The organism is Microvirga pudoricolor, from assembly GCF_016892705.1.
Lineage (GTDB): Bacteria > Pseudomonadota > Alphaproteobacteria > Rhizobiales > Beijerinckiaceae > Microvirga > Microvirga pudoricolor.
The window spans coordinates 1735001-1759986 of record NZ_JAFEMB010000001.1 but is presented as its reverse complement, the minus strand read 5'-3'; the positions used below and the strand labels follow the sequence as shown (position 1 = coordinate 1759986).

The following is a 24986-nucleotide window of genomic DNA, read 5'->3' as shown; positions in this document are numbered from 1 at the left end:
GTATTCTCCTAGTGTGTCGTCTTGTCGCTGAGTTCGCTGATCAGGCGTTCGATGGAGGTCTCATCCTCCAATTCGCCCGCGGACCGGAGCACCTCCACAACGGTGGTGCCGTCCTCGAGCAGATCGATCTCCCAGTATGCACCGGGAACGCGTGCGAGGATGGTGACGCCATCCTCTCGGAAGAAGCGGATCTCGTTCCAGATATCCGCCTCCTCCAATCTCCTGGCCAGGGCGTAAGCGCTCTGCAGCAGCTCGGATGCGCTGAGGGTCTCGCTCACTTCTTCTTGCCTCCGAACGGGAAGCCCATTCCGGGCAGTCCCGGAATCTTCGGGCCGCCCAAGCCGGGGAGGCCCGGCAGGCCCTTCGGCATCGGCGGCAGGCCGCCGGTGCCGGGAAAATCGGGCAGCTTGCCGCCCATCTGCTTCTGCAGGGCCTCGATCTGCTCCGGCGTCGGCTCGGGCATGCCGCCCATTCCGCCACCCATGCCGCCTCCGAGCCCGAACATCTTGCCGAGCTGACCGGCCATGCCCTTGCCCTTGCCGCCGCCCATCATCTTCATGACGTCGGCCATCTGGCGGTGCATCTTGAGAAGCTTGTTGACCTCCTCGACCTTCGTGCCGGAGCCCGCCGCGATGCGCTTCTTGCGGGAAGCCTTCAAGAGGTCGGGATTGCGCCGCTCCTTCACGGTCATCGAGTCGATGATGGCGCGCTGGCGCTTGATGATCTTGTCGTCGAGATTGGCGTTCTCGAGCTGCGCCTTCATCTTGGCGACGCCGGGCAGCATGCCCATCAGGCCACCGAGCCCGCCGATCTTTTCCATCTGGGCGAGCTGGTCGCGCAGGTCTTCCAGGTCGAACTTGCCCTTGCGCATCTTCTCGGCCATGCGCTGGGCCTGCGCCTGGTCGAAATTCTCCGCCGCCTTCTCGACCAGCGACACGATATCGCCCATGCCGAGGATGCGGTTGGCGACGCGCGAGGGATGGAATTCCTCCAGCGCATCGACCTTTTCGCCCGTTCCCACGAGCTTGATCGGCTTGCCGGTGACGGCACGCATGGAGAGCGCCGCGCCGCCGCGGGCATCGCCGTCCATGCGGGTCAGCACGATGCCGGTGACGCCGAGCCGCCCGTCGAAGGCGCGGGCCGTGTTCACGGCGTCCTGGCCGGTAAGCGCGTCGGCGACGAGCAGGACCTCGTGCGGGCCGGTGGCGGCCTTGACCTCGGCGGCTTCGGCCATGAGGGCCTCGTCCACCGTCACGCGGCCCGCCGTGTCGAGCATCACCACGTCGTAGCCGCCGAGACGCGCGGCCTCCATGGCGCGCCGGGCGATCTGCACGGCGCTCTGGCCCGCCACGATGGGCAAGGTGTCGACACCCACCTGCCCGCCCAGCACGGCGAGCTGCTCCATGGCGGCCGGTCGGCGGGTGTCGAGGGAGGCCATCAGCACCCGGCGCTTGTCGCGCTGGGTCAACCGGCGGGCGATCTTGGCCGTGGTGGTCGTCTTGCCCGAGCCCTGGAGGCCGACCATGAGGATGCCGACGGGCGGGGCGGCGTTGAGGTCGATGATCTCGGCCTCGGCGCCCAGCATCTCCACGAGCTGGTCGTGGACGATCTTCACCACCTGCTGGCCCGGCGAGACGGACTTGACCACCTCGGCGCCCACCGCGCGGGCCCGCACCTTGTCGGTGAAGGAGCGCACGACCTCGAGGGCCACGTCGGCCTCGAGCAGCGCCCGGCGAACCTCGCGGAGCGCCGCGTTCACGTCCTCCTCGGTGAGCGCGCCCCGGCGCGTCAGCCCGTTGAGGATGTTGGACAGTTTATCGGAAAGGCCCTCGAACATGCTCACTCAATCCCTTTAGCCAGGAGGGGAACATCGCGATCCGCGATGGCCTTTTCAAAGTGGTCGAGAGCCGCAGCGAACTTGTCGCGACAGCCCGGATTGCAGAACCCCACGACGACGTCGCGATAGCGGGTGAGCGAATCCGCCGCGATCGGTTTCCCCGACCACGGGCAGGTCTCGTTGACCGCATCCTCGATGTTCAACCCGTCGTCCGACATGGTGCCTTTCTGATCCCTCGACGCAGCCTCATGTCGAGGAGAACGGCTTTGCCGTTCGTCTCGCAGCACGAGGCGTCTGCAGTGCTCTCCGGATCCTCTTTCGAGACGCTGCTTACGCGGCTCCTCAGGATGAGGGCAGAGACCATCGAGAACGGAACCAAACAAAAGCGCGCCCGAGGGCGCATCGCGCTGTCGGACGTTGACCTCCAGCCTCAAGGGCTGGTCGGCGGCTCAGTGGCTCGCTCTACAGATTTGCGGTCAGGCGATAGAGGATTGAGGCGGATGAGTCAAGAATCGGTCTTGGCGCACAGGGTGAACAAGGTTATATTGCCGGAGTGAGAGGCGAGCTTTCGCCCGCCTCTCTTTTCTAGGCTAAGAAATGGACCCGGAGCGAGACCTGCCAGCCTGTCCGGGTCCTTTTCACGTCTAGAGCAATCGTTATGGGCCAAAACCACATGAACGATGCCTCCGGTTCGAAGGCGAGGCTGTCGCCACAGTCCGGGGAGCCTATCCGCCCGGATCGCGCCGCTGGCCCGGCGCTGCTGCTTTCGCCCTCGAGTCCTTTGTGGCTATAATGTTTCAGCAGGTTTGAGATTTCGTTAAGAAGGCCAGGATCTTATCGCCTGTCTTGCAGGATGCGGCTTCGCACCCCACCGTTTAAGGCGACGCTCGAAGGCCCGCATCGTTCATGAACCGCCGTACTCTGCTGAAATTCGCCGCCGTGCCGGCCGCCGCCGCTACGGGCCTCTTCGGCTGGATGGCCGCCGCGCGGTCCACGAACCGCTACTACCAGGGCCCGGTCTCCGATCATTTCGACGGCGTGCGGTTCTTTCTGCCGGGCCAGCCCCAGGACAAAGGTCTGGTGGAGCTGGCGCGCTGGCAGCTCGGCGGCGGGCGCAAGGATTGGCCGGAGCGCTTTCCGAGCCCCTTTCGCGACACGCCGCCCGCCTCCGTGCTGGACCTGCGGGTCAGTCTGATCGGCCACGCGTCGTTCCTGATCCAGGTGGCGGGCCTCAACATCCTCACCGATCCGGTCTTCGCTGAGCGAGCCAGTCCCGTCAGCTTCGCGGGTCCCAAGCGCGTGAACCCGCCGGGCATCGCGTTCGACGATCTGCCGCCGATCCATGCGGTGCTGATCACCCACAACCATTACGACCATCTCGACCTCGACGCGATCGGCCGTCTCTGGGCGCGTCACAAGCCCAAACTCGTCGCGCCCCTCGGCAACGACGCGATCATTCGGGCCGAACATCCCGGCATCCCGGTCGAAACCCGCGATTGGGGCGGATCGGTGGATCTGGGCGGCGGCGTTACGGCCCATCTGGAGCCCGCCTATCACTGGTCGGCGCGGGGCATGAACGACCGGCGCATGGCGCTGTGGTGCGCCTTCGTGCTCACGACGCCGCGGGGCACGATCTACCATATCGGCGATACGGGGTTCGGCGACGGAAAGATCTTCCATGCCGTGCGCGAGCGCTTCGGCAAGCCGCGCCTGGCGAACCTTCCCATCGGGGCCTATGAGCCGCGCTGGTTCATGGCGCCGCAGCACATGAACCCGGACGATGCCGTGAAAGCTTTCGCGATCCTCGAACCCGATCAGGCGCTGGGCCATCATTGGGGCACGTTCCGGCTCACCAACGAGGGCGTGGACGAGCCGCCGCAGGAACTGGCAACCGCTCTGCAAGCGGCCGGAATCGTGCCGGACCGCTTCCGGGCGCTGCGCCCGGGCGAGGCTTGGAGCGTGTCGGCTTGAAGGTTATTCCTTCGGCTGCACGTAGATATTGACCTCGAAATTCGTGTCCTGGCCGTCCGTGAAGTCGCTCACGTATTCCTCGATGAAGGCGTCCTTGGCCACGATGTCCTTGGCGTCGAGATAGGCCGTGATGGTCTCGTAGGTGCCGTCGATCTCATCGTAGGCATCCTTGTGCACGAAACGCAGGGACTTGCCCTCGGGAGTCTTGCCGAACTTGATCTCCGGCGTCAGCTCCGTCCTGCCCTCCGGCACGCTTGCGACCGGCACCATGGCCTCGTAGCGAAAGCCCGCGTCGTCCGTATGCACGAACACCGTCACGGGACGGCCCTTGGGCGGGATCCCGGCCTTGGCGAGCGCGTCCTCGATCTTGCGGAAAACGGCTTTGAGGTTCGTGAAAGCATCCTCCCAGGTGCTGGTCCCGGTCATGACCGCCGCGGGCTGGGACGCCAGCACAACCTCTTCCACATTGGTGGGATCGTTGGGCCCAGGCGCAAGAGTCGTGCGGGTCTGAGGGGCCGCGGGCGCCGGACCGGGTACGGGGACGGCCGCGCCGGGATTGGCCGGCGACGCGCTTGAAGGCATCTGGCTCGAAGGCGCCGCGGGAGCCGTCTGACCCGGCGCCGGAGCGGCGGGATTGGCCGCCGGTGGCGCCTCCGGCGGAGGCGAGGCGGGGGGCGTCTGCGCCCAGCCGGGGGCGGACAGAAGAGCCAGAGCGAGACAGGTGCAGAAGCGGAGCCGCATGGAGGGTTGCCTTGTATGGCCGGAACGTCCCGAATCGGGCGGGCGGCCTCTATCGGGGCACCATAAAGAGGTTCCTTCGCGCCTGCGAGGGTGCGGCGTGACGTCTCACATCGCGCGGATAGCTGCTGAAACCGCCTTCGCGGTCGGGGTTGCACGACGCGTTTGGCCTCGCAGCAGGGGACTTGTAACAAAATTGCTGAAAAATTGGGCAGTGGTGCTGCCCTTTTAATCTTGCCGCCAGAACGGGCAATCCATATATTTTGCAGTGCGATATGGCGATGGCGTCGCCCTATCGCAGCCCTTCTTGGGCGTTTCCTCCCTAAACTTCGGGCCGCTGGCAACAGCGGCCTTTTTTCTTTTGGCTCGGAGCGCAGGGAATTAGGGCGGGACGATGCCCCGGCAAGAGTATTACAATCGGATCGGTCGCTCTCCAGCACCGGGGCGAAGCGGCTGCGGGGTCTCGCGATCCGACGCATTCTGGGCCATATAGACCCCATGACGACATCCCTGGCCAACCGCCGCTTCCTCAAGATGAACGGTCTCGGCAACGAGATCACCGTGCTGGACCTGCGCGGCACCCCTTTGCTTGTCGGCGCCGACGAGGCGCGCGCCATCGCGGCCGATCCGCGCTCGCGCTTCGACCAGCTCATGGTGCTGCACGATCCGCAAAGCCCTGGCACCGACGCCTACCTACGCATCTACAACACGGACGGCTCGGAATCGGGCGCCTGTGGCAACGGGACCCGCTGCGTGGCCTGGGCCATGACGGCCGATCCCATGATGAGCCGTCCCTCGGGCGACCTCCTGATGCTGGAGACCAAGGCCGGGCTTCTGCCGACGCAGCGCATATCCGACAGGGTGTTCACCGTCGATATGGGGGCGCCGCGTTTCGCCTGGAACGAGATTCCCTTAGCGGATCCTTTCCCCGACACCCGCGCCATCGCGGTACGCACGCGCCTGCCCGAGGCGCCGGAGCTGACGAACCCCTCCGCCGTGAGCATGGGCAACCCGCACGCGGTTTTCTGGGTGAAAGACGCCGCCGCCTACGATCTGCGGGCGATCGGTCCAGTGCTGGAACGCGATCCGGTCTTTCCGGAACGCGCCAACATCTCGCTGGCCCAAGTGGTGAGCCCCGACCACATCCTGTTGCGCGTCTGGGAGCGCGGCGCGGGCCTGACCCGGGCTTGCGGAACCGCCGCCTGCGCGAGCGCGGTGGCCGGCGCCCGCAAGGGCCTGACCGGCCGCAACGTCCGGGTCTCGCTGCCCGGCGGCGATCTCATGATCGAATGGCGCGAGAGCGACGGCCACGTGCTGATGACGGGCCCGACCGAGCTCGAGCACGAGGGCGTTTTGTCCCCTGCCCTGTTCGTCGGCGCGGCCTGATGGGGGTCGAGGTCGTCACCTTCGGCTGCCGGCTCAACATCTACGAGTCGGAATCCATGCAGCGCCACGCGGAAGACGCAGGGCTCGACGACCTCGTCATCGTCAACACCTGCGCCGTGACGGCGGAAGCCACGCGCCAGGCGCGCCAATCCATCCGCCGCATCGCCCGCGAGAAGCCGGAAGCCCGCATCGTGGTGACGGGCTGCGCCGCGCAAGTCGAGCCCGAAACCTTCGCGGCGATGCCGGAGGTGTCGCAGGTTCTCGGCAACCACGAGAAGATGAAGGCGCAGAGTTGGGCGGGTGTGGAGCGCGCGTTGAGCGCCCCGCGCGATTTCATCGGCACGCACGAGAAGATCCGCGTCAACGACATCATGGCCGTGAAGGAGACGGCGCTGCATCTCATCGACGGGTTGCGCGGGCATACGCGCGCCTTCGTGCAGGTGCAGAACGGCTGCGACCACCGCTGCACGTTCTGCATCATCCCGTTCGGGCGCGGAAATTCCCGCTCGGTGCCCATGGGGGCGGTCGTCGATCAGGTGCGCACGCTCGTCGAGCACGGCTCCCGCGAGGTGGTGCTCACCGGCGTCGACATCACGAGCTACGGCGCCGACCTGCCGGGAGCACCGAAACTCGGCGCGCTGGTGAAGAGCATCCTGCGTCATGTGCCGGAATTGGAGCGCCTTCGCATCTCCTCCATCGACTCGGTGGAGGCCGATCATGATCTGCTCGACGCGTTCGCGAACGAGGCGCGATTGATGCCGCATCTCCATCTCTCGCTGCAGGCGGGCGACGACATGATTCTCAAGCGCATGAAGCGGCGGCATTCCCGCGGCGACGCAATCGCGTTCTGCGAACAGGTGCGCCGCTTGCGACCCGATGTGATTTTCGGCGCCGACATCATCGCGGGCTTTCCCACCGAGGACGAGGCGATGTTTTCACGTTCCCTCGACATCGTGGACGCGTGCGGCCTGACGCATCTCCACGTCTTCCCGTTCTCGCCCCGTCCGGGAACGCCCGCCGCCCGCATGCCGCAGGTCGCGCGGGACGTCGTGAAGGACCGCGCCCGGCGGCTGCGCGCGCGCGGCGAGGCGGCGCTTCGCCGTCATCTCGACGCCGAAGTAGGCCAGCGCCGCAACGTGCTGATCGAACTGAACCGGCTCGGCCGCACGGAAGGATTCACGCCCGTGCGGTTCTCGTCCGCTGTCGAGCGTGGCGACCTGCGCGCGGTCGTGATCGCGGGACATGACGGGCGGGAATTGCTGGCGGCATAAAAGAACGACCCCGCGCGGCTTGTGATCGCCATCACGGAGGCGGCCGGACTTGCGACCGGTCTTGAGGCTCAACGGCCAAGGCCGCGAGCAAGCGATTGAAAGTTTGTCAGGTCTTCGGCTCCACTTCAAGCGTCAAGCTATCCGGGTTGACGCCGCAAACGTGAACCTGCTCCCGCATATGCCCCGGTACCGGAGCCTCCACCAAAATCGGCGGCTTCTTCGGGTAGAGCGGCACCGTGACGGCGCGGGCGTGGAGGTGCAGGCCGGGGCCGCCATGGCGCGGGGCGGTGCCGTAGATCGGATCGCCCAGGATCGGCCAGCCCGACGCCGCGCAATGGACGCGCAGCTGATGGGTGCGGCCCGTGACAGGGCGCAGTTCGAGGAGGGTGAGAGCGCTGACCGGCCCTCTCCCACAAGGGGGGAGGGGAAGGTCCCCGCCTCGCCCCAAGACCCGCCAGCGCGTCAGGGACGGCTGACCTGTCGGGTCCACTTTCATCCACCACCCGCGATCGGGGGATTTCGGCGCGAGGGCGAAATCGATCTCGCCCTCCTCCGCGTCCGGCCCGCCCTCGACCACGGCCCAGTAGACCTTGTCGACCTCAGCGTTGCGGAACAGCGCGTTGAGGCGCGCGATCGCCTTCGGGTGGCGGCCGAGCACGAGGCAGCCGGACGTGTCCTTGTCGAGGCGGTGCGCGGCCTCGGGACGGCGGGGCAGGCCGAAGCGCAGGGCGTCCAGGTGGTGGAACAGGGTCTCGCCGCCCCCCGGGCCCGGATGGATCGGCAATCCGGCCGGCTTGTCGATCACGAGCATCAGGGCATCGCGATAGAGGATCCGGGACACTATCTCTTCCGCATTCATGTGGCCTCGGGTATCGAGGCGAAGGACGGAAAGCAAGCCGCGCATCCCTTGGGCGGCCCAGCGAAAGCAGCGCGCAGGACATCATGGCCGACACGAAACCCGACAAGCCCGGTTTCTTCTCCCGTCTCTTCGGATGGCAGGCGGAAACGCCCAAGGACGACGCCAAGCCGCCGGAGACCCCTGCGGCCGAACCTCCCTCCCCTCCGGCCCCCTCTGAAGAGGGTCTCGACTTCGCCAACGCGGCCCGGAGCCTGCCGGACGCCCCCCCCACGCTCACGAGCGACTCACCGGACCGGGCGGGTGAACCGCCGCTGGCCCCGGAGCTGAGCGGCGCCGACCTGCAGCCGGTGGAGGGGATCAGCCCCACATCCGAGGAGGTCGCCCGCGAGAACCGGCCGGAGCCGCAGACCGCTCCTGCGCCCGAGACGGCGGCTCCTTCTGAACCGGCGCCGCAGCCCCCGGACCCTGAGCCTCCCGCAGTCGGCCCGGCGCCGGACGTGCCCCCGACGCCGCCAGCGTCCCTGACTCCCGAGGCACCGGGACCGTCGGGCCTCATCACGGCCTTCGGACCCCTGGCCGAGGCGGCTCCCGCGCCTGTCGCCGAGAAGCAGGGCTGGTGGCAGCGCCTCACGCAAGGCATGCGCCGCACCTCCTCGTCCCTGTCGGAGAGCGTCACGGGCCTGTTCACGAAGCGCAAGCTCGACTCCGCTACCCTGGAGGAGCTGGAGGACGCCCTCGTGCAGGCGGATCTCGGCGTGCCCACGGCGATCCGCATCACGGAGGCGATCTCGGCCGGGCGCTACAACAAGGAGATCGAGCCCTCCGAGGTGAAGGCGATCCTGGCGGGCGAGGTGGAAAAGACCCTCGCGCCCGTGGCCAAGCCCCTGGCCGTCGACCGGTCGAAGAAGCCTTTCGTGATCCTTATGGTGGGCGTGAACGGTGCCGGCAAGACCACCACCATCGGCAAGCTCAGCCAGAAATTCCGGGCACAAGGGTTGAAGGTCATGCTGGCGGCGGGCGACACGTTCCGGGCCGCCGCCATCGAGCAGCTCAAGGTGTGGGGCGAGCGCGTGGGCGCGCCGGTGCTCTCCCGCGAACAGGGCGCGGACGCGGCGGGCTTGGCCTTCGACGCCCTCAAAGAGGCGCGGGCCAACGGCACCGACGTGCTCCTCATCGACACCGCCGGACGCCTGCAGAACAAGGCCGGGCTCATGGCGGAGCTGGAAAAGATCGTGCGGGTGCTCAACAAATCCGACGCGGCCGCGCCGCACGCCACGCTTCTGGTGCTCGATGCCACGGTGGGCCAGAATGCGGTCAGCCAGGTCGAGCTGTTCCGGAAGGCCGCCGGCGTCACCGGCCTCGTGATGACCAAGCTCGACGGCACCGCCCGGGGCGGCATCCTGGTGGCTTTGGCGGAAAAGTTCGGCCTGCCGGTGCACTTCATCGGCGTGGGCGAGGGCGTCGACGACCTGGAGCCGTTCGCCGCCAGGGATTTCGCCCGCGCCATCGCCGGGCTAGAGGAAGCTGCATGACATCTCAGACCGCACTCCCCAGAAAGCCCCTCCACCCCCTGCTCAAGCTCGCCCTCGAGCTCGGGCCGCTGGGCTTGTTCTTCTTCGCCAACGCCTATGCGGGCCGGTTCGGCTACGGCGAGGACCAGCGCATCTACGTGGCCACCGCCCTGTTCATCGCCGCGACCGTCGTGGCGCTGGCGGTGAACTACGCGCTCGTGCGCAAGCTGCCGATCATGCCGATGGTGTCCGGCCTCGTGGTGGTGGTGTTCGGCGGCCTGACGCTGTTCCTCCAGGACGAGACCTTCATCAAGCTCAAGCCCACCATCGTGAACACGATGTTCGGACTGATCCTTTTGGGCGGGCTCTATTTCCGGAAGCCGCTGCTGCAGATCGTCCTCGACAGCATGTTCGAGCTCACCGAGGAAGGCTGGCGCAAGCTCACCTTCCGCTGGGCAATGTTCTTCTTCGTGCTGGCGGCTCTCAACGAGATCGTGTGGCGCACCCAGACCACGGATTTCTGGGTCACCTTCAAGGTCTTCGGCATCATGCCCCTGACCCTGGTCTTCGCGCTGGCCCAGACGCCGCTGCTGATGCGCTACGACACGAGCAAGAAGGAGGCGTGAGCGTCAGTCCTCGTCCATCCCGGCGGTTTCCATCAGGATCTCGCGCTTGCCCGCATGGTTGGCGGGCCCGACGATGCCCTCCTTCTCCATGCGCTCCATGAGCGAGGCCGCCCGGTTGTAGCCGATCTGGAGACGACGCTGGATGTAGGAGGTCGAGGCCTTCTTGTCCCGCAGGACCACCGCGATGGCCTGGTCGTAGAGATCGCCGCCGCCGGAGCCGAATTCCCCTTGATCGAAGACCGGCGTGTCGCCCCCGGCCTCGCCCTCGCTCTCCTCCGACGTGACGGCGTCGAGATATTGCGGACGGCCCTGGCGCTTGAGGTGAGCGACGACTTTCTCGACCTCCTCGTCGGAGCAGAACGGCCCGTGCACGCGGGTGATGCGCCCGCCCCCCGCCATGTACAGCATGTCGCCCTGGCCCAAGAGCTGCTCGGCGCCCATCTCGCCCAGAATCGTGCGGCTGTCGATCTTCGAGGTCACCTGGAACGAGATCCGGGTCGGGAAGTTCGCCTTGATCGTGCCCGTGATCACGTCGACCGACGGCCGCTGGGTGGCCAGGATCACGTGGATGCCCGCCGCCCGCGCCATCTGGGCCAGGCGCTGGATCGCGCCCTCGATCTCCTTGCCGGCCACCATCATCAGGTCGGCCATCTCGTCGACGATCACCACGATGTAGGGCAAGGGATCGAGATCCATGATCTCGTCCTCGTACACGGCTTGGCCTGTCTCCTTGTCGAAGCCGGTCTGAACCGTGCGGGTGATGACCTCACCCCGCGCCTTGGCCTCGGAGACGCGGGCGTTGAAGCCGTCGATGTTGCGCACGCCGAGCTTCGACATCTTCTTGTAGCGATCCTCCATTTCGCGAACCGCCCATTTCAGCGCCACCACGGCTTTCTTCGGGTCCGTGACCACGGGCGTCAGCAGATGCGGGATGCCGTCATAGACGGAGAGTTCGAGCATCTTGGGATCGACCATGATCAGGCGGCACTCTTCGGGCTTGAGCCGGTAGAGGATCGACAGGATCATGGTGTTGATGGCCACCGACTTGCCCGAGCCGGTGGTGCCGGCCACCAGCAGGTGCGGCATGCGGGCGAGATCCGCGATCACGGGCTCGCCGCCGATGGTCTTGCCGAGACACAGCGCCAGCTTCTGCTTCGTCGTCTCGAAATCCTGGCTCGCCAGAAGCTCGCGCAGAAAGACCGTTTCGCGCTTGTGGTTCGGCAGCTCGATGCCGATGGCGTTGCGGCCCTGCACCACGGCCACGCGCGCCGAGATCGCGCTCATGGAGCGGGCGATGTCGTCGGCGAGCGAGATCACGCGGGACGACTTGGTGCCCGGGGCGGGCTCCAGCTCGTAGAGGGTCACCACGGGGCCGGGCCGCACATTGATGATGTCGCCCTTCACGCCGAAATCCTCCAGCGTGCTCTCCAGCAGGGCGGCGTTCTGTTCGAGCGCGTCGGCGGAGACCACCGGCCCCTGGGGGACCTTGGGTTCGGCCAGGAGGCCCAGCGCCGGAAGCTGGTACTGGGTCTCGTCCGGATAGGCTTGCGCCTCGCGGGCCATGCGCTTGCCGGGCTTCGGGGCCACCGGCGCGGGCGCCACGCGGGCGGGCGCGACTCCCGCCGGGCCGTGGAGCGTGGGCAGCGGATCGTCGTCCCACATACCGTGTTCTCTGGCGTCCTCGTCCTCGTCATGGAGCGGCGCCGCGATCGGGGCCGGGCGGGCGCGAGCAGGCGCGGGCGCGCCGTCCAAGGTCGGCTCGCGGCGCGTGCGCGGTCCCGCGGCGGAGCGGGGCGCGGGTGCCGTCAACTCGTCGTCGAGCCGTGCACGGCGCGCCTCGGCCCGCCGCCGCAAGGCCCCTTTCAGGCTCATGAATCCGTGGGCCAGGGCCCCGAGGGACACGATGCCCCAGCCGGGCTCGTCCGCGCCGCCCTCGTCCGCCTCGTCCCAATCGGCGGCCTTGCGGCGCCGGGGCTGCTCCGGCTCGTCGAAATCCTCGGTCTCGCGCAGGGGCTCGTCGTCCGAGAAGCCGAAGCCGCAGGCGGCCGTGAGGCTCAGGATCGCGACCGCCGCGAAGATGAAGCCCAGGATGCCGCTGGGCGTTCCGCTGGTGAAGCCCGTCACGGCCTTGGCGGCGGACAGGACCGCATCGCCCACCACGCCTCCGAGCCCCGTGGGCAGGGGCCAGCGGTCGGTGGCCGGCAGCGTGCTCGCCACCGCCGTGGCGGCCGCCACCCCGATGATCCACAGGGCCATCCGCAGCTGCCGCCGTCCCATCTCGCCCGAGCGCATGAGCCGCCAGCCCCAGACCGTCACCGGCAGCAGCGCCGCGATGGCGCCGAGGCCTAGGAGCTGCATGAGCAGGTCGGCCACGATGGCGCCGGGCCAGCCGAGGATGTTGTGAACCGTGCCGTCCGTGGCGTTGTTGAGGCTCGGATCGTCCACCGACCAGGTCGCCAGCGCCGTGGCGGCGAGCCCTGTCAGGCCGATCAGGCACAAGCCCGTCAGCTCCTCGGCGCGCCGGGCCAGAAAGGCCCGCAGCGCGCCGGGCAGACCGTCATAGGTGGAAGTGGACCGGCGGACCGTGCGCATCGCTCGACTCGAATGAAGCTGGACAGGGGCAATCGTCGCCCAATCTAGGCCGAGCCGGTTAAGGGTCCTTTAACCCTAAGCCGCCCGGTTGCGGTAAAGGCGCGCGGTTGACGGGCGACGGGGAACGGCGCAAGGAACGGTTCATGATCCGCAGGGGCCACCGATCCGTCTGGCAGCGCGCGGCCGTTTCGGCCGTGGTCGCCTACGCGCTTCTGCTCCAGGCCTTCCTGTTGTCCATGACGGGCGGCGCCCACGCGGTGCCGGGAATCGACCCGCAAGGGATTATCTGCGCCTATGATGGAACGGCGGGCTCCCATGAGCCGTCCGGGCAGGCCGCCCATACGGGCCTGTGCTGCATCCTGGGCTGCCAGGGATCCTCCGCCCCGCCCGGTCCGGCGCCGGCGGACGCGGTGCTGGCCCTCGTGCAGCGGCCGGCGGTGTTCGTTGCGCCGTCCTATGAGCGCGGGCCCCCGCCCCTCTTCTCCTTCGTCCTGCCTGTGGGGTCGCGCGCGCCGCCGCGCGGGGTTTGATCGCCGCTCGCTCAAACTCAGAATCCACAGGACCTTTTCGATGAAAACCCAGACTTTCGCCGGCGCGCTGGGCGCGGCCGTGCTCTTTGCCGTCGCCACCCCGTCCCTTGCCCATGTGACCTTCGAGCCGGGACCGGCCGCCGTCAATTCCACCGCCAAGGCGGTCCTGCGCATCCCGCATGGCTGCGACGGGCAAGCGACCCTGAAAGTGCGCGTGCGCATCCCCGAAGGCGTGATCGCCGTCAAGCCGATGCCGAAGGCGGGCTGGGCGCTCGACACCGCGCAAGGCCCCTATGCCAAGCCCTCCATGCTCTACGGCAAGCCCGTCGCCGAAGGCGTGACCGAGATCGTGTGGACCGGCTCCCTGCCGGACGCCCATTATGACGAGTTCGTGTTCCAGGCCCGGATCACGGACGCGTTCCAGCCCGGCCAGACGGTGTTCTTCCCCGTGGTGCAGGAATGCGCGAACGGTCAGGAGGCCTGGACCGAGATCCCGGCCGAGGGCCAGGACCCGCACGGCCTGAAGATGCCCGCCCCCGGCCTCAAGCTCGCGGGCGCTCAGGTGGCTGCCGTGAAGGCCGGGCCGCTGACCATCGAGGAGCCCTGGTCGCGGGTCACGCCTGCCGGCGCCAAGGTCGGCGGCGGCTACCTACGGATCACCAATACGGGCACGCAGCCCGACCGCCTCGTCGGCGGCACCTTCCCGCTGGCGAGCCGGGTGGAGGTGCACGAGATGTCCATGAGCGGCGACGTGATGCGCATGAAGGCCGTCGAGGGCGGACTGGCGATCAAGCCCGGCGAGACCGTCGAGCTGAAGCCGGGCGGCCTGCATCTCATGTTCATGGACCTCAAGGAGCCCCTGAAGGAGAACCAGACCCTCAAGGGCACCCTGGTCTTCGAGAAGGCCGGCCCGGTGGAGGTCACCTACACGGTACGCGGCATGGCGGGTTCCGGAGCCGCCGCCGAGCACAAGCACTGAGGGAGGGCCCGATGTCGAAACGATCCCTGATCCTGCCCCTGAGCGTCTTCCTGGTGGCGCTCCTGGGGCTCCTGGGCACGCTGCTCTACGTGTGGCCGAGCCCGCAGGGCCAGGCGCTCGCGCCCGTGCCCATCGGCGGGCCGTTCCGGCTCACGAGCCAGGAGGGCAAGCCGGTCTCGAACGACAGCCTGAAGGGCAAGCCCTTCGCGGTGTTCTTCGGCTTCACCCATTGTCCGGAGGTGTGCCCCACCACCCTCTACGACCTGACCCAGGACCTGCAGGCCCTGGGCCGGGACGCCGACAAGCTCAACGTGGTCTTCGTCACCGTGGACCCGGAGCAGGACAATGCGGAGCTCATGAAAACCTACCTGTCGTCCTTCGACCCGCGCATCATCGGGCTCACGGGCACGCCGGACGAGATCGCCGCCACGGCCAAGGCGTACAAGGTCTATTACAAGAAGGTGCCGACCGAGTCGGGCTACACCATGGACCACACCGCCACGATCTTCCTGATGGACGGCAAGGGCCAGTTCTTCGGCGCGTCGAACTTCCAGGAAGCCGCAGACGTGCGGCGGGAGAAGCTCAAGCGCCTGGTGCGCGAGGGGTGAATCGTCATCCAGGGGCTGCGCCAGCGGAACCCGGGATCGCTCACCGCGCGAGGCTCTCGTTCATCTCTGTCAAACGATCCCGGATCGGCTGCGCCGCCCGGGATGACACCCTGACAAACAAGAAAAGCCCCGGCTCGCGTCGGGGCTTTTCCGTTTCCGCCTCTGGAAGGCGAGCCGCGTTGAGGCGACCTTTTTGGTCTCGCATTTCTTGACGGCGAACCGGAAACCGGTTCGCCGAAAAAGGCTCTAGTAGTTGTAGGCGCGCTCGCCGTGGTCGGCGAGGTCGAGGCCCTCGCGCTCGGCTTCCGCCGTGACGCGCAGGCCGACGATCAGGTCCGTGAGCTTGAACAGGATCGCGGAGCCGATGCCGGTCCAGACCAGGGTCACGACGACCGCGATGGTCTGGGTCACGAGCTGGCCGCCGATGCTGTACTCGGCACCACCGGGGCCGTAGCCGCCGAGCGTGGGAGCCGCCACGATGCCTGTGCCGATGGCGCCGACGATGCCGCCCACGCCGTGGATGCCGAACACGTCGAGCGCGTCGTCATAGCCCAGCGCGTTCTTCACGCCCGTCACGGCGACGTAGCAAACCACGCCCGCCACGAGGCCGAGCACGATGGAGCCCATCGGACCCGCAAGGCCTGCCGCAGGCGTGATGGCGACGAGACCCGCCACCGCGCCCGACGCGATGCCGAGCAGCGAGGACTTGCCCTTGCCGACCGCTTCCGCCGTCATCCAGGCAAGACCGGCCGCGGCCGGCGCCACGATGGTGTTGAGCAGCGCCAGCGCTGCGCCGCCGGTGGCTTCCAGGTTGGAACCGGCATTGAAGCCGAACCAGCCGACCCACAGGAGGCAGGCGCCCACGAAGGTGAGGGTCAGCGAGTGCGGGGCGAGCAGGTCGCGGCCGTAGCCGATGCGCTTGCCGATCAGGATCGCACCCACGAGGCCCGCGACGCCGGAGTTGATGTGCACCACCGTGCCGCCCGCGAAATCCAGCGCCCCGAGACCGAACAGGTAGCCTTCCGAGAACCACACCATGTGGGCGATCGGGAAGTACACGAAGGTGACCCACAGGCCCGTGAACAGCAGCACGGCGGAGAACTTCATGCGCTCCGCGAAGGCGCCCACGATGAGGGCGGGCGTGATCGCCGCGAAGGTGAGCTGGAAGGCCACGAAGACCAATTCGGGGATGGCGACGCCCTTGGTGAAGGTGTCGGCGGTGGAGTCGGTGGTCACACCGGCCAGGAAGGCCTTGGAGAAGCCGCCGATGAAGGCCCCGATGCCCTCGGGACCGGCCGTGAAGGCCAGCGAGTAGCCGTAGAACACCCACAGGATCGCCACGAGGGAGAACACCGCGAAGACCTGGGTGAGCAGGGACAGCATGTTCTTGGTGCGCACGAGGCCGCCGTAGAACAGCGCGAGCCCCGGGATCGTCATGAGGATGACGAGCACCGTCGAGACGATCATCCAGGCGGTGTCGCCCTTGTCGACGGTGGGGGCCGTGGGAACGGGCGGGGCGGCCGGAACGGCTGGAGCCGGGGCTTGGGCGAGAGCCGGCTCGAAGGCCAGCAACGCAAGCGCGGCCCCTCCGAGGGCGAGCGCGAGAGCGGGACGAAACTTCATCGGACGAAAACTCCGGAATGGTGAAAGAGAGGACATCACAGGGCGTCGGTGTCGGTCTCGCCCGTACGGATGCGAACCGCCTTCTCGAGCGAGGTGACGAAGATCTTGCCGTCGCCGATCTGGCCGGTGCGGGCAGCACTCGTGATGGCCTCGATGACCTGCGGCACCATCTCGCTGGCGACCGCGACCTCGATCTTCAGCTTCGGCAGAAAGCTCACGGCATATTCGGCGCCGCGGTAGATCTCCGTATGGCCCTTCTGCCGGCCGTACCCCTTCACTTCGGTCACGGTGAGGCCGTGCACGCCGAGGGCGGTGAGCGCGTCGCGCACCTCCTCGAGCTTGAACGGCTTGATGACCGCCATCACAATCTTCATGGGAAATGCCCCCTTGGGTCTCTTGGGCTGCGGGCAGCCCATGGACGGTTGCAGCGAACGCGCGCCAGGTTCGGCGCGTGTGTCGCAGGGGGTTATTCAAGAACCGTGCCAAACCGGCCAAACGGCCTCGTTCAACAGGTCTGCCCGTTCAGGAGGCAGTGCCAGTTGCACAGGCGTTCGGCGCTTTGCTCAAATTGTGGGCGGAAACCGGCGCTTTCTCAACCGCCACGGTTGCGGATGAGGCCTTCTTGGGCAACGGAGGCCACGAGCGTCCCGTCCTGCTTGAAGATCAGGCCGCGGGAGAAGCCGCGGGCTCCCGACGCGCTCGGGGTATCCTGGGCATAGAGCAGCCATTCGTCCGCCCGGAAGGGACGGTGGAACCAGAGCGCATGGTCGAGGCTCGCGGCCTGGACATTGGGATCGAACACCGTTCGGCCGTGGGGCACCAGGGAGGTGTCTAGCAGGGTCATGTCGGTGGCGTAGGCCAGCACGCATTGGTGGATCGCCGGATCGTCCGGCAGGGGGCCGGTGGCACGCATCCACACGTGGAATTGCGGCGGCATCGGCTCCCGGGACATGTAGCGCTCGATCTCCACGGGCTTGAGCTCGATGGGCCGCTCGCGTGTGTAGTAGGTGCGCATGGGCTCGGGCATCTGCGGCACGAGATCGGCCCGGATGTCCTCCTCGGACGGCAGCGCGTCCGGGGTCGGCACCCCCGGCATCACGGCCTCGTGGGCAAAGCCGTCCTCCTCGACTTGGAAGCTCGCTGACATGGCGAAGATCGCCTGGCCGTGCTGGATCGCCACCACCCGGCGCGTGGTGAAGCTCCGGCCGTCGCGGATCCGGTCGACCTCGTAGATGATCGGCACCTTCGGGTCGCCCGGCAGCATGAAATAGCCGTGCAGCGAATGGGGATGGCGTCCCTCGACGGTTCGGCAGGCCGCCACCAGGGCCTGTCCGATCACCTGCCCGCCGAACACCCGCTGCCAACCGGATTTCGGGCTCTGGCCCCGGAAGAGGTTCTCTTCCAGCTTCTCCAGATCGAGAAGGCTGAGCAGGTCGGCAACGGCGCGGGACATGGGTTCATCCTTGGGCACTCCCCGCCATCCATCGGGGAGCGGCGCGGGAACGTCAAGCTTCCATTAACGGTAGGCATGGACTGGGATCAGGCTAGCCGACCGGGGGGCGTGAGAGTGGCTGGTGAGGCGTGCTGCGGGAAAAGATAGTTGATCCATTTATCCCAAAGCTCCTCCTAGAAAGAGGAAGCATCGTGGCCACAGTACCAGAGCACACCCTAGACAACGCATGTCAACCATCCAATATTTGTCTGATCTTTTTCTGATAAAGCGCATAGATCATGGTACGAGAAATTGCTAAGCTAGAGATGATCGACAGCAAGGCGGTCAAGAGCTTGGTCGACGCCCAGGCGATTCACGGTGCCACGGTGCTGGGCCAGCCTGGCGGCTGGGCCGTCCTGGTGCGTTACGGCGCCCTGGAAAAGGCAGTCGCGGCTCAGAGATCGCGCCAGATGCGGCTGTGGCGTCACCTCGACACCGCCGCGAGCTTCATCCGGGACGAACTGCACCTGCCGCGCTTCGAGGTCGATGCCGTGGGCCATGAGCCGGAGGCGGTCGAGCGCCGGCGGCCCGACACGGCGGAACGACAACGCCAAGCCCATGCAGCGGCCGAGCATGATCGTTGGTTCCGGGCCGAGGTTCAGAAGGCTCTCGTGATGGCCGATGACCCCGCCACGGTGTGGGTGGCGCATGAGGACGTCAAAGCCCGCTGGGCGACGAAACGGGCGGCCCTGGTGGCGCGGATCGAGGCCTCGGAGGACGAGGCTTGAAGGTCGTCTGGCTTCCGCTCGCCCTGGACGATCTCGACGCGCAGATCGACTACATCGCGGCTCAGAACCCCAAGGCCGCCGTCGCGCAATTCGACCGTATTCTGCACCAGGCCGACAGGCTGGGCGATCACCCCGAAATGGGGCGGCCCGGCCGCGAGCCGGACACCCGCGAATGGGTGGTCACGGCCACTCCGTTCATCGTGATCTACCGCCTGCGGCCCAAGGCCCAAAGTCTCGAGATCCTGCGCCTCCTGCACGGTGCACAGCAATGGCCGGTGTGAGTTGCTTGGGACGAAACTGGTGGACGCAAGGGACTTAAAATCCCTCGTTGAAACTAAACGCGGCGGGGGGACTTGAACCCACGACCTCCCTGCCCGTAGATAGAATTGCTGTATCCCATCCACGTAGAAAGCAAGGTGCTCTATCCTGCTGAGCTACGCCGCGAAACTCGTTATTCTTTGTCGTTATTGACGACTAATTTAGGCTTCTTCCGACTAAGCCGTTCTCTTTTGGCTTCAGTGTTCTTTTTGATCTCATCCAATTTTTCTTCTGCGAATGGTTGAGCTGCTTTGATCAGCCCTTCGAAGCTATAGAGATTGGTATCACTCCCCCGCTTTGTGTGCCGCCGTTCATGGCGCGTAATAAGTCCTAACTCCTGCAGAGCCTTCACACGTTTCTGGATTGTACGAGGCTTTACACCAATAGCTTTCGCTATTGTCTCAACAGATGGGTGGGGAAGGTTATCGGAACGCCACCAGTAATGGGACAGATGGATAATGATGTTCATATCGAGGGCGTCTAACCCTAGAGCCTCCTGCTTCTCGATAATCACGTTAGGGATGGCATTCCACCCGGCTGCCATTAGCGACTTGCCCCACTTCTTTTCATTGACGCGAAGCTTCTCTACATCCAGCTCTTTAACGTCCGTGCTCTTACTCATTGGATGCCCTCGGCCTCGCTTGAATAAGGTTAATATTGCGAGGTCTTATTGAGAAAACAATGTCTCCAGGGGCGTCTCTAAATTCGTCCCCGGATGTATGGAAAGCCGCCCGCCGTGTGAACCCATGTACGCCGGGCGGATGTACCCAGGCGCACCCAAAGTAGGATTCATTGATAATCAGGACCAATGGATCAATGGACGAATGGTCAGATACTCATAGGACAATTCATGGGACGTCCTCCTGTTCGCCCGGTGCGGCCTGTTTTGAGTAAGTCAGATTTCAATTAGGCCCGCCTAGGCTGCGCATGTAGCCGTGAACGATCCGCCGCCGCTTGGCTTCGTCGTCCCGGAGCCAAGGACGTTTGCGCTCATAATCCTCGACGTCGCTGACGAGCCAAAGCCGGGTCCGACCGTTGTTCACGGCGGTGATGGGCTCGGGGAAGTTGGGATCAAACCGGATCAGATTGCGAAGGCCCTCCCGACTGTAGTTCCAGCGGCGGACGAGATCGGCCTGGGCGCAAAGGCGGGGAAAGTTAGGCACCATGCAAACATTGTTGCGCTGTGCTGGCAATATGCCAACGTATAAGTGCGCCCTTCGATAAAATCTCGGGATTGCGGGAGAGACCAATGATCCATCCTGACGACCACCATTTGCTGCATGACTGGCCTATCTACGGCCCCAAGCGGCCTGAGATCGCGGACCTGGTCCAAGCCCTGGCCGAGAAGGGCCTCCGGGTCGAAACCATCGAGGATCAGATCGAAGCCTTCCTGCGCGAAAAGTTGCGGGAGTTGGAGCGGCAGGAGACATCTAACCGGGGTCTGTGACTGGTTTCGCAAGCCCTATGGTCGCGGGTCTTGCTGACGGCAATAAGTGTTGCGGCCTCTGCTTGACGCATTCGCCGCAATGGGAAACACCTCGAAACGGACCTGAAGGAGACAGACATGAGCGCAGACGCGTCCCGCATCGTGATCGCCGGCGGGGGACTGGCGGGCCTGTCCCTGGCGCTGGCCCTCAAGCAGGCCTTGGGCGATGGGGTCGACGTGGTGATGTGCGATCCGGCGCTGGCGCGCGATCCGAACGGGGACCGCCGGGCCTTCGCCATCGCGGCGGCGGCGCGGCGGATGCTGAACGCCTTGGGCGTCTGGCCCGAGGTCGAGCCGAAGGCGCAGCCCATCCTCGACATGACCATCACCGACAGCCGCCTGCACGATCCGGTGCGGCCGGTCTTCCTCACCTTCGACGGCGCCGTGGACGACGGCGAACCCTTCGCCCACATGGTCACGTCCGGCGACCTGACGGCTTCCCTGCTCGAGGCCTGCCGGAACGCGGGCGTCAGCCTGCGGCCCACGGGCGTGAAAGGCTTTTCCAACGAGCCGGGCCGGATCGCGGTGACGCTCGGCGAGGGCGAACCCCTCTCCGCCCACCTGCTCGTGGCGGCGGACGGCGCGCGTTCGAAGCTGCGCGAGCGGGCCGGAATCGGCTGGATCGCCTGGCCGTACCGGCAATCGGCCATCGTGGCCACCATCGCGCACGAGCGCGACCACGAGGGCCGGGCCGTGGAGCATTTCCTGCCCTCCGGCCCCTTCGCGATCCTGCCTCTCAAGGATCCCGGCACCGTGCCGGATACGGGGCTTCCCCACCGCTCCTCCATCGTGTGGACCGAGCGCTCCGACGCGGTGCCGGTACTGCTGGAATCCCATCCGGAGGACCTTCTGCTGGAGCTGGAGCGCCGCTTCGGGCTGCAGCTCGGTCGCATCGCCTTCGACACCCGGCCGCACGCCTACCCGCTCTCCTTCGGGATTGCCCGCTCCTTCGTGGGCGAGCGCATCGCTCTCCTGGGCGACGCCGCGCATGTGATCCATCCCATCGCCGGGCAGGGTCTCAATTTGGGCCTGCACGACGCGGCGGCTTTGGCCGAGATCGTCATCGACGCCATGCGGCTGGGCGGCGATCCGGGCGGCGCGGATGTGCTCGACGCCTACGAGAGCGCCCGCCGCCGGGACATCACCGCCATGGGGGTGGTGACGGACGTGCTCAACCGCCTGTTTTCCAACGACGCCTTGCCGGTACGGCTCGCCCGGGATCTGGGCCTTGGCCTCGTGGACCGCATGCCGGGCCTCAAGCGCTTCTTCATCCGCGAGGCGGCCGGCACCACGAACCGGAACGCGCCCCGCCTCCTGAGGGGCGAGGCGCTCTAGGACCCTTGTGCCGCATCGTGCGACCGCAAAACCGGGACCCCTTGTGCGCGAGAGGCTCTAGCCCCGCTCGCTGTCGAGATGCGCCATGAGCGGCTCCGCGTAGCGCGTGCCTGCGGCGGAGCCCTTCGGAACGGCGGCCTCGATGGCCGCGAGATCCTCCGCGCTCAAGGTCACGTCCAGCGACCCCAGCGCCTCGGTCAGCCGGTCCCGGCGGCGGGCCCCCACCAGCGGCACGATCAGCGGGTCTTGCGCGGCCACCCACGCGATGGCGATCTGGGCCACGCTCACGCCCTTGCGCCTCGCGATGGCCCGCAGGGCTTCCACGAGGGCGAGGTTGCGGTCCGCGTTCTCGCCCTGGAAGCGCGGGCTGACGCTGCGGAAATCGCCGGCCTGAGCGGCGCCCTTTTGCCAATGCCCGCTGATGAGGCCCCGCGACAGGACCCCATAGGCCGTGACGCCGATGCCGAGCTCCCGGCAGGTTTGCAGGATGCCGTCCTCGATGCCCCGCGAGAGCAGCGAGTACTCGATCTGGAGGTCGGAGATGGGATGCACGGCGGCGGCCCGGCGGATCGTCTCGGAGCCCATCTCGGACAACCCGATATGGCGCACGTAGCCGGCCTTCACCATGTCGGCGATCGCCCCGATCGTGTCCTCGATCGGCACGGCGGGATCGAGGCGCGACGGGCGGTACACGTCGATGTGGTCGACGCCCAGGCGCTGGAGCGAATAGGCCAGGAAGTTCTTCACGGCGGCGGGCCGCGCATCGTAGCCGGACCAGCCGTTCTGCGGATCGCGCAGGGCCCCGAACTTCACGCTGATCACCACGTCGTCCCGGTTGCGGCCGCGCAGGGCCTCACCGATCAGCATCTCGTTGTGGCCCATGCCGTAGAAATCGCCGGTATCCAGCAGGGTGATCCCGGCCTCCAGGGCCGCGTGAATCGTGGCGATGCTCTCTTGTCGGTCGGCGGGGCCGTACATGCCCGACATGCCCATGCAGCCGAGGCCGAGGGCGGAAACGAGGGGGCCTGTCCGGCCGAGGGTCTTGGTGTGCATGGCAGGTCTCCGGAGGGGTGAAAGCCATATGCCCTCTTTTCGGCCGTGCGATAATCCGGCATGACCAGAACGGGCCGTTCGGAAACTCGAACAATGACGGATCTCGACCTTGGCGACCTCGACGCTTTCGCGGCGGTCGCCCGCACCCGCTCCTTCCGGCAGGCCGCGCGCCTGCGCGGGGTCTCGGCCTCGTCCTTGAGCGAAGCTCTGCGCCGTCTCGAGGGGCGGCTCGGCGTCCGGCTCCTCAACCGTACCACCCGCAGCGTGACGCCGACGGAGGCGGGCGAGCGATTGCTGGACCGCCTCGGACCCGCCTTGGTCGAGGTCGCCGCCGCCCTCGACGCGGTCAACCATTTCCGGGACAGCCCGACCGGAACCCTCCGGCTCAACGTGCCCCACATCGTGGCCCGCTCGGTCCTTCCGCCCGTCGTCGGCCGCTTCCTGCGGGCCCACCCCGGCATCGTGCTCGAGGTCACCACCGAGGACAGCCTCATCGACGTGCTGGCGGCGGGCTTCGACGCGGGCATCCGCTACGACGAGAGCCTGGAGCGGGACATGATCGCGGTCCCGGTCGGCCCGCGGGAGCAGTGTTATGTGACCGCCGCCGCGCCATCCTGCCTCGCCCTGCACGGCATCCCGTCCCATCCCCGCGACCTGCTGCATGTCCCGTGCGTCCGCCACCGCTTCATCAGCGGCGTCACCCTGCCGTGGGAGTTCGAGCGGGGTCCGGAGAGTGTCAAGATCAACCCGACGGGGCCGCTGATCGCCACCACCATCGACCTGGAATTGAGCGCCGCCGTCGAGGGCCTGGGCTTCATCCATACCTTCGCGGATTTTTTGGCGCCCGCTCTGGAGAGTGGCGCGCTGGTGCAGGTGCTGCACGCGTGGTCGCCGCGCTTCTCCGGCCCGTTTCTATACTATCCGAGCCGCCGCCACATGCCCGCGCCCCTGCGCGCCTTCGTGGATTTTCTCAAAGCCGAGGCCGCTTCCCGCGGCTAAGGTCTCAGCGCCGGAATCGGCCCATGGAAGGACACCCCATGCCCCTCTCGATGCATCAAGCCTCCATCCCGGTCTTCGTCCGGGGCCTCACCGTGCTGTCGGGTCTGCTGCGCAAGGGCGAGGCCCATGCGCGGGAGAACGGGCTCGACCCAGCCGACCTGATCGGCGCGCGCCTCGCGCCCGACATGCTGCCGCTCTCGGGCCAGGTGCAGCGCGCCAGCGACACCTCGAAGCTGTCGGGCGTGCGTCTCTCCGGTGTCGCGGCGCCGTCCTTCCCGGATACGGAAACGACCTTTCCGGAATTGCAGGAGCGCATCGCCAAGACGGTCGCGTATCTCGACAGCATCCCGCCGGACGCCCTGGACGGGAGTGAGGGACGGAGCGTCGAACTCTCCTTCGGAAGCCGAAAGCCGACATTCCGGGGCGATTCGTATCTCCTCACCTTCGCGCTGCCGAATTTTTATTTTCACGTCACGACGGCCCACGGCATCCTTCGCCATAAGGGCGTGAAGGTCGGCAAGGCCGATTTCCTCAGCCCTGCCGATTGATCACGTGATCCTCGGCGCATTGGCCGTGATCGCCCAGAACCTGGAGGATGCGGCACTCCCGCACTTCGCCATGGGCGCAGCCCTCGACCATCCGGGCGATCTCGGCCCGGAGGCTGGTGAGATGGGCGATGCGCCGGTCGATGGCCGCGAGGTGCTCCGTCGCGATGGCATCCACGGCCTCGCAGGATTGGCCCGGATCGAGGCTCAAGGCCATCATCTCCCGGATCACCGGCATGTCGAATCCCAGTTCGCGGGCATGGCGGATGAAGTCGAGCCGCCCCACGGAACGCGCATTGTAGCGCCGCTGCCCGCCCTCCGAACGGTCGGGTGCGTCCAAGAGACCGACCTCTTCATAGTAGCGAATGGTCGGCACCTTCACGCCCGTGCGCCGGGCCAATTCGCCGATGGACAATCCCCGCATGGCGCCTCAACTTTTCGCTTGAACCTCTAGTCGCTAGAGAGAGTAAGCCGATTCCCAACGCTTGAAAAGGAATCG

Annotated in this window: 27 protein-coding genes and 1 tRNA gene; 14 read left to right on the top strand and 14 right to left on the bottom strand. The window is 66.8% G+C overall.

Annotated elements, in window-relative coordinates:
• Positions 1–8: 8 nt before the first annotated feature.
• From ILT42_RS08235 to ILT42_RS08225, 3 genes are read right to left on the bottom strand one after another with little or no spacing between them, the layout of a single operon-like run.
• Positions 9–278, bottom strand: coding sequence for a hypothetical protein (locus ILT42_RS08235; RefSeq protein WP_204214952.1), 270 nt, complete (start codon positions 276–278; stop codon positions 9–11).
• Entirely contained in the window at positions 275–1837 is a 1563-nt protein-coding gene (gene ffh / locus ILT42_RS08230) for a signal recognition particle protein (protein WP_204214951.1), read from the bottom strand. Before ffh ends, ILT42_RS08235 begins: the two co-directional genes overlap by 4 nt.
• A gap of 2 nt (positions 1838–1839) precedes the next feature.
• Positions 1840–2055 carry an eL24 family ribosomal protein gene (locus ILT42_RS08225; RefSeq protein WP_204214950.1) on the bottom strand — a complete coding sequence of 72 codons (216 nt, stop codon included), beginning with the start codon at positions 2053–2055 and terminating at the stop codon, positions 1840–1842.
• 688 nt (positions 2056–2743) lie between these two features.
• On the opposite strand from ILT42_RS08225, the gene ILT42_RS08220 reads away from it, so the two are divergent.
• Positions 2744–3808 carry an MBL fold metallo-hydrolase gene (locus ILT42_RS08220; RefSeq protein ID WP_204214949.1) on the top strand — a complete coding sequence of 355 codons (1065 nt, stop codon included), beginning with the start codon at positions 2744–2746 and terminating at the stop codon, positions 3806–3808.
• Positions 3809–3811: 3 nt separating this feature from the next.
• Here the strand turns inward: ILT42_RS08220 and ILT42_RS08215 are convergent, their stop codons facing one another.
• The gene (locus tag ILT42_RS08215; protein WP_204214948.1) at positions 3812–4549 is read right to left on the bottom strand and encodes a GyrI-like domain-containing protein; all 738 of its coding nucleotides are present in this window, start codon (positions 4547–4549) and stop codon (positions 3812–3814) included.
• Between the two features lie 495 nt (positions 4550–5044).
• Between ILT42_RS08215 and dapF the strand changes: the two genes are divergently transcribed.
• Both dapF and mtaB read left to right on the top strand, forming a co-directional pair.
• Positions 5045–5932, top strand: coding sequence for a diaminopimelate epimerase (gene dapF / locus ILT42_RS08210; protein ID WP_204214947.1), 888 nt, complete (start codon positions 5045–5047; stop codon positions 5930–5932).
• A complete protein-coding gene (gene mtaB, locus ILT42_RS08205; RefSeq protein ID WP_204214946.1) occupies positions 5932–7203 on the top strand; it encodes a tRNA (N(6)-L-threonylcarbamoyladenosine(37)-C(2))-methylthiotransferase MtaB in 1272 nt (423 codons plus the stop codon). Before dapF ends, mtaB begins: the two co-directional genes overlap by 1 nt.
• Positions 7204–7309: 106 nt before the next feature.
• On the opposite strand, the gene ILT42_RS08200 is transcribed toward mtaB, so the two are convergent.
• Entirely contained in the window at positions 7310–8062 is a 753-nt protein-coding gene (locus tag ILT42_RS08200) for an RluA family pseudouridine synthase (RefSeq protein ID WP_229428535.1), read from the bottom strand.
• Positions 8063–8145: 83 nt separating this feature from the next.
• On the opposite strand from ILT42_RS08200, the gene ftsY reads away from it, so the two are divergent.
• Positions 8146–9594, top strand: a complete 1449-nt coding sequence (gene ftsY, locus ILT42_RS08195) for a signal recognition particle-docking protein FtsY (protein ID WP_204214944.1) — start codon at positions 8146–8148, stop codon at positions 9592–9594.
• Entirely contained in the window at positions 9591–10199 is a 609-nt protein-coding gene (locus tag ILT42_RS08190; protein WP_204214943.1) for a septation protein A, read from the top strand. Before ftsY ends, ILT42_RS08190 begins: the two co-directional genes overlap by 4 nt.
• Before the next feature lie 3 nt (positions 10200–10202).
• Here the strand turns inward: ILT42_RS08190 and ILT42_RS08185 are convergent, their stop codons facing one another.
• The gene (locus tag ILT42_RS08185) at positions 10203–12791 is read right to left on the bottom strand and encodes a DNA translocase FtsK (RefSeq protein WP_204214942.1); all 2589 of its coding nucleotides are present in this window, start codon (positions 12789–12791) and stop codon (positions 10203–10205) included.
• Between the two features lie 143 nt (positions 12792–12934).
• Here ILT42_RS08185 and ILT42_RS08180 point away from each other — a divergent pair, with 143 nt between their 5' ends.
• Genes ILT42_RS08180 through ILT42_RS08170 form a run of 3 tightly spaced genes read left to right on the top strand, consistent with a single transcriptional unit; the run spans position 12935 to position 14908 of the window.
• Positions 12935–13321, top strand: a complete 387-nt coding sequence (locus tag ILT42_RS08180; RefSeq protein ID WP_204214941.1) for a hypothetical protein — start codon at positions 12935–12937, stop codon at positions 13319–13321.
• 40 nt (positions 13322–13361) lie between these two features.
• A complete protein-coding gene (locus tag ILT42_RS08175) occupies positions 13362–14300 on the top strand; it encodes a DUF1775 domain-containing protein (RefSeq protein WP_204214940.1) in 939 nt (312 codons plus the stop codon).
• An 11-nt stretch (positions 14301–14311) separates the two neighbouring features.
• Entirely contained in the window at positions 14312–14908 is a 597-nt protein-coding gene (locus tag ILT42_RS08170; protein ID WP_204214939.1) for an SCO family protein, read from the top strand.
• A 246-nt stretch (positions 14909–15154) separates the two neighbouring features.
• Here the strand turns inward: ILT42_RS08170 and ILT42_RS08165 are convergent, their stop codons facing one another.
• The 3 genes from ILT42_RS08165 to tesB all read right to left on the bottom strand — a co-directional run bounded on the left by ILT42_RS08165 (position 15155) and on the right by tesB (position 17984).
• On the bottom strand, positions 15155–16531 hold the full coding sequence (locus ILT42_RS08165) for an ammonium transporter (RefSeq protein WP_229428363.1): 1377 nt from the start codon (positions 16529–16531) through the stop codon (positions 15155–15157).
• 35 nt (positions 16532–16566) lie between these two features.
• Positions 16567–16905 (bottom strand): P-II family nitrogen regulator, encoded by a 339-nt coding sequence (locus tag ILT42_RS08160; protein WP_204214938.1) that lies wholly within the window; start codon positions 16903–16905, stop codon positions 16567–16569.
• 218 nt (positions 16906–17123) lie between these two features.
• Entirely contained in the window at positions 17124–17984 is an 861-nt protein-coding gene (gene tesB, locus ILT42_RS08155) for an acyl-CoA thioesterase II (RefSeq protein ID WP_204214937.1), read from the bottom strand.
• 305 nt (positions 17985–18289) lie between these two features.
• Between tesB and ILT42_RS08150 the strand changes: the two genes are divergently transcribed.
• Entirely contained in the window at positions 18290–18751 is a 462-nt protein-coding gene (locus ILT42_RS08150) for a hypothetical protein (RefSeq protein WP_204214936.1), read from the top strand.
• The gene (locus ILT42_RS08145) at positions 18748–19032 is read left to right on the top strand and encodes a type II toxin-antitoxin system RelE/ParE family toxin (RefSeq protein WP_204214935.1); all 285 of its coding nucleotides are present in this window, start codon (positions 18748–18750) and stop codon (positions 19030–19032) included. The genes ILT42_RS08150 and ILT42_RS08145 overlap by 4 nt, the downstream gene beginning before the upstream one ends.
• A 57-nt stretch (positions 19033–19089) precedes the next feature.
• On the opposite strand, the gene ILT42_RS08140 is transcribed toward ILT42_RS08145, so the two are convergent.
• The 3 genes from ILT42_RS08140 to ILT42_RS08130 all read right to left on the bottom strand — a co-directional run bounded on the left by ILT42_RS08140 (position 19090) and on the right by ILT42_RS08130 (position 20235).
• Positions 19090–19195, bottom strand: a tRNA-Arg gene (locus tag ILT42_RS08140).
• A gap of 7 nt (positions 19196–19202) precedes the next feature.
• Complete coding sequence (locus ILT42_RS08135; RefSeq protein WP_204214934.1) at positions 19203–19691, bottom strand: helix-turn-helix domain-containing protein; 489 nt, start codon at positions 19689–19691, stop codon at positions 19203–19205.
• Positions 19692–19971: 280 nt separating this feature from the next.
• Positions 19972–20235 (bottom strand): hypothetical protein, encoded by a 264-nt coding sequence (locus ILT42_RS08130; protein WP_204214933.1) that lies wholly within the window; start codon positions 20233–20235, stop codon positions 19972–19974.
• Positions 20236–20318: 83 nt separating this feature from the next.
• On the opposite strand from ILT42_RS08130, the gene ILT42_RS08125 reads away from it, so the two are divergent.
• Both ILT42_RS08125 and ILT42_RS08120 read left to right on the top strand, forming a co-directional pair.
• The gene (locus tag ILT42_RS08125; protein ID WP_204214932.1) at positions 20319–20516 is read left to right on the top strand and encodes a hypothetical protein; all 198 of its coding nucleotides are present in this window, start codon (positions 20319–20321) and stop codon (positions 20514–20516) included.
• 117 nt (positions 20517–20633) lie between these two features.
• On the top strand, positions 20634–21890 hold the full coding sequence (locus tag ILT42_RS08120) for a ubiquinone biosynthesis hydroxylase (RefSeq protein ID WP_204214931.1): 1257 nt from the start codon (positions 20634–20636) through the stop codon (positions 21888–21890).
• 57 nt (positions 21891–21947) lie between these two features.
• Here the strand turns inward: ILT42_RS08120 and ILT42_RS08115 are convergent, their stop codons facing one another.
• Complete coding sequence (locus ILT42_RS08115; protein ID WP_204214930.1) at positions 21948–22943, bottom strand: aldo/keto reductase; 996 nt, start codon at positions 22941–22943, stop codon at positions 21948–21950.
• Between the two features lie 93 nt (positions 22944–23036).
• Here ILT42_RS08115 and ILT42_RS08110 point away from each other — a divergent pair, with 93 nt between their 5' ends.
• Complete coding sequence (locus ILT42_RS08110; protein WP_204214929.1) at positions 23037–23942, top strand: LysR family transcriptional regulator; 906 nt, start codon at positions 23037–23039, stop codon at positions 23940–23942.
• 38 nt (positions 23943–23980) lie between these two features.
• Positions 23981–24490, top strand: a complete 510-nt coding sequence (locus tag ILT42_RS08105) for a DUF1993 domain-containing protein (RefSeq protein ID WP_204214928.1) — start codon at positions 23981–23983, stop codon at positions 24488–24490.
• Here ILT42_RS08105 and ILT42_RS08100 read toward each other — a convergent pair.
• Positions 24474–24911 carry a MerR family transcriptional regulator gene (locus tag ILT42_RS08100; RefSeq protein ID WP_204214927.1) on the bottom strand — a complete coding sequence of 146 codons (438 nt, stop codon included), beginning with the start codon at positions 24909–24911 and terminating at the stop codon, positions 24474–24476. The genes ILT42_RS08105 and ILT42_RS08100 overlap by 17 nt on opposite strands.
• Positions 24912–24986: the final 75 nt, after the last annotated feature.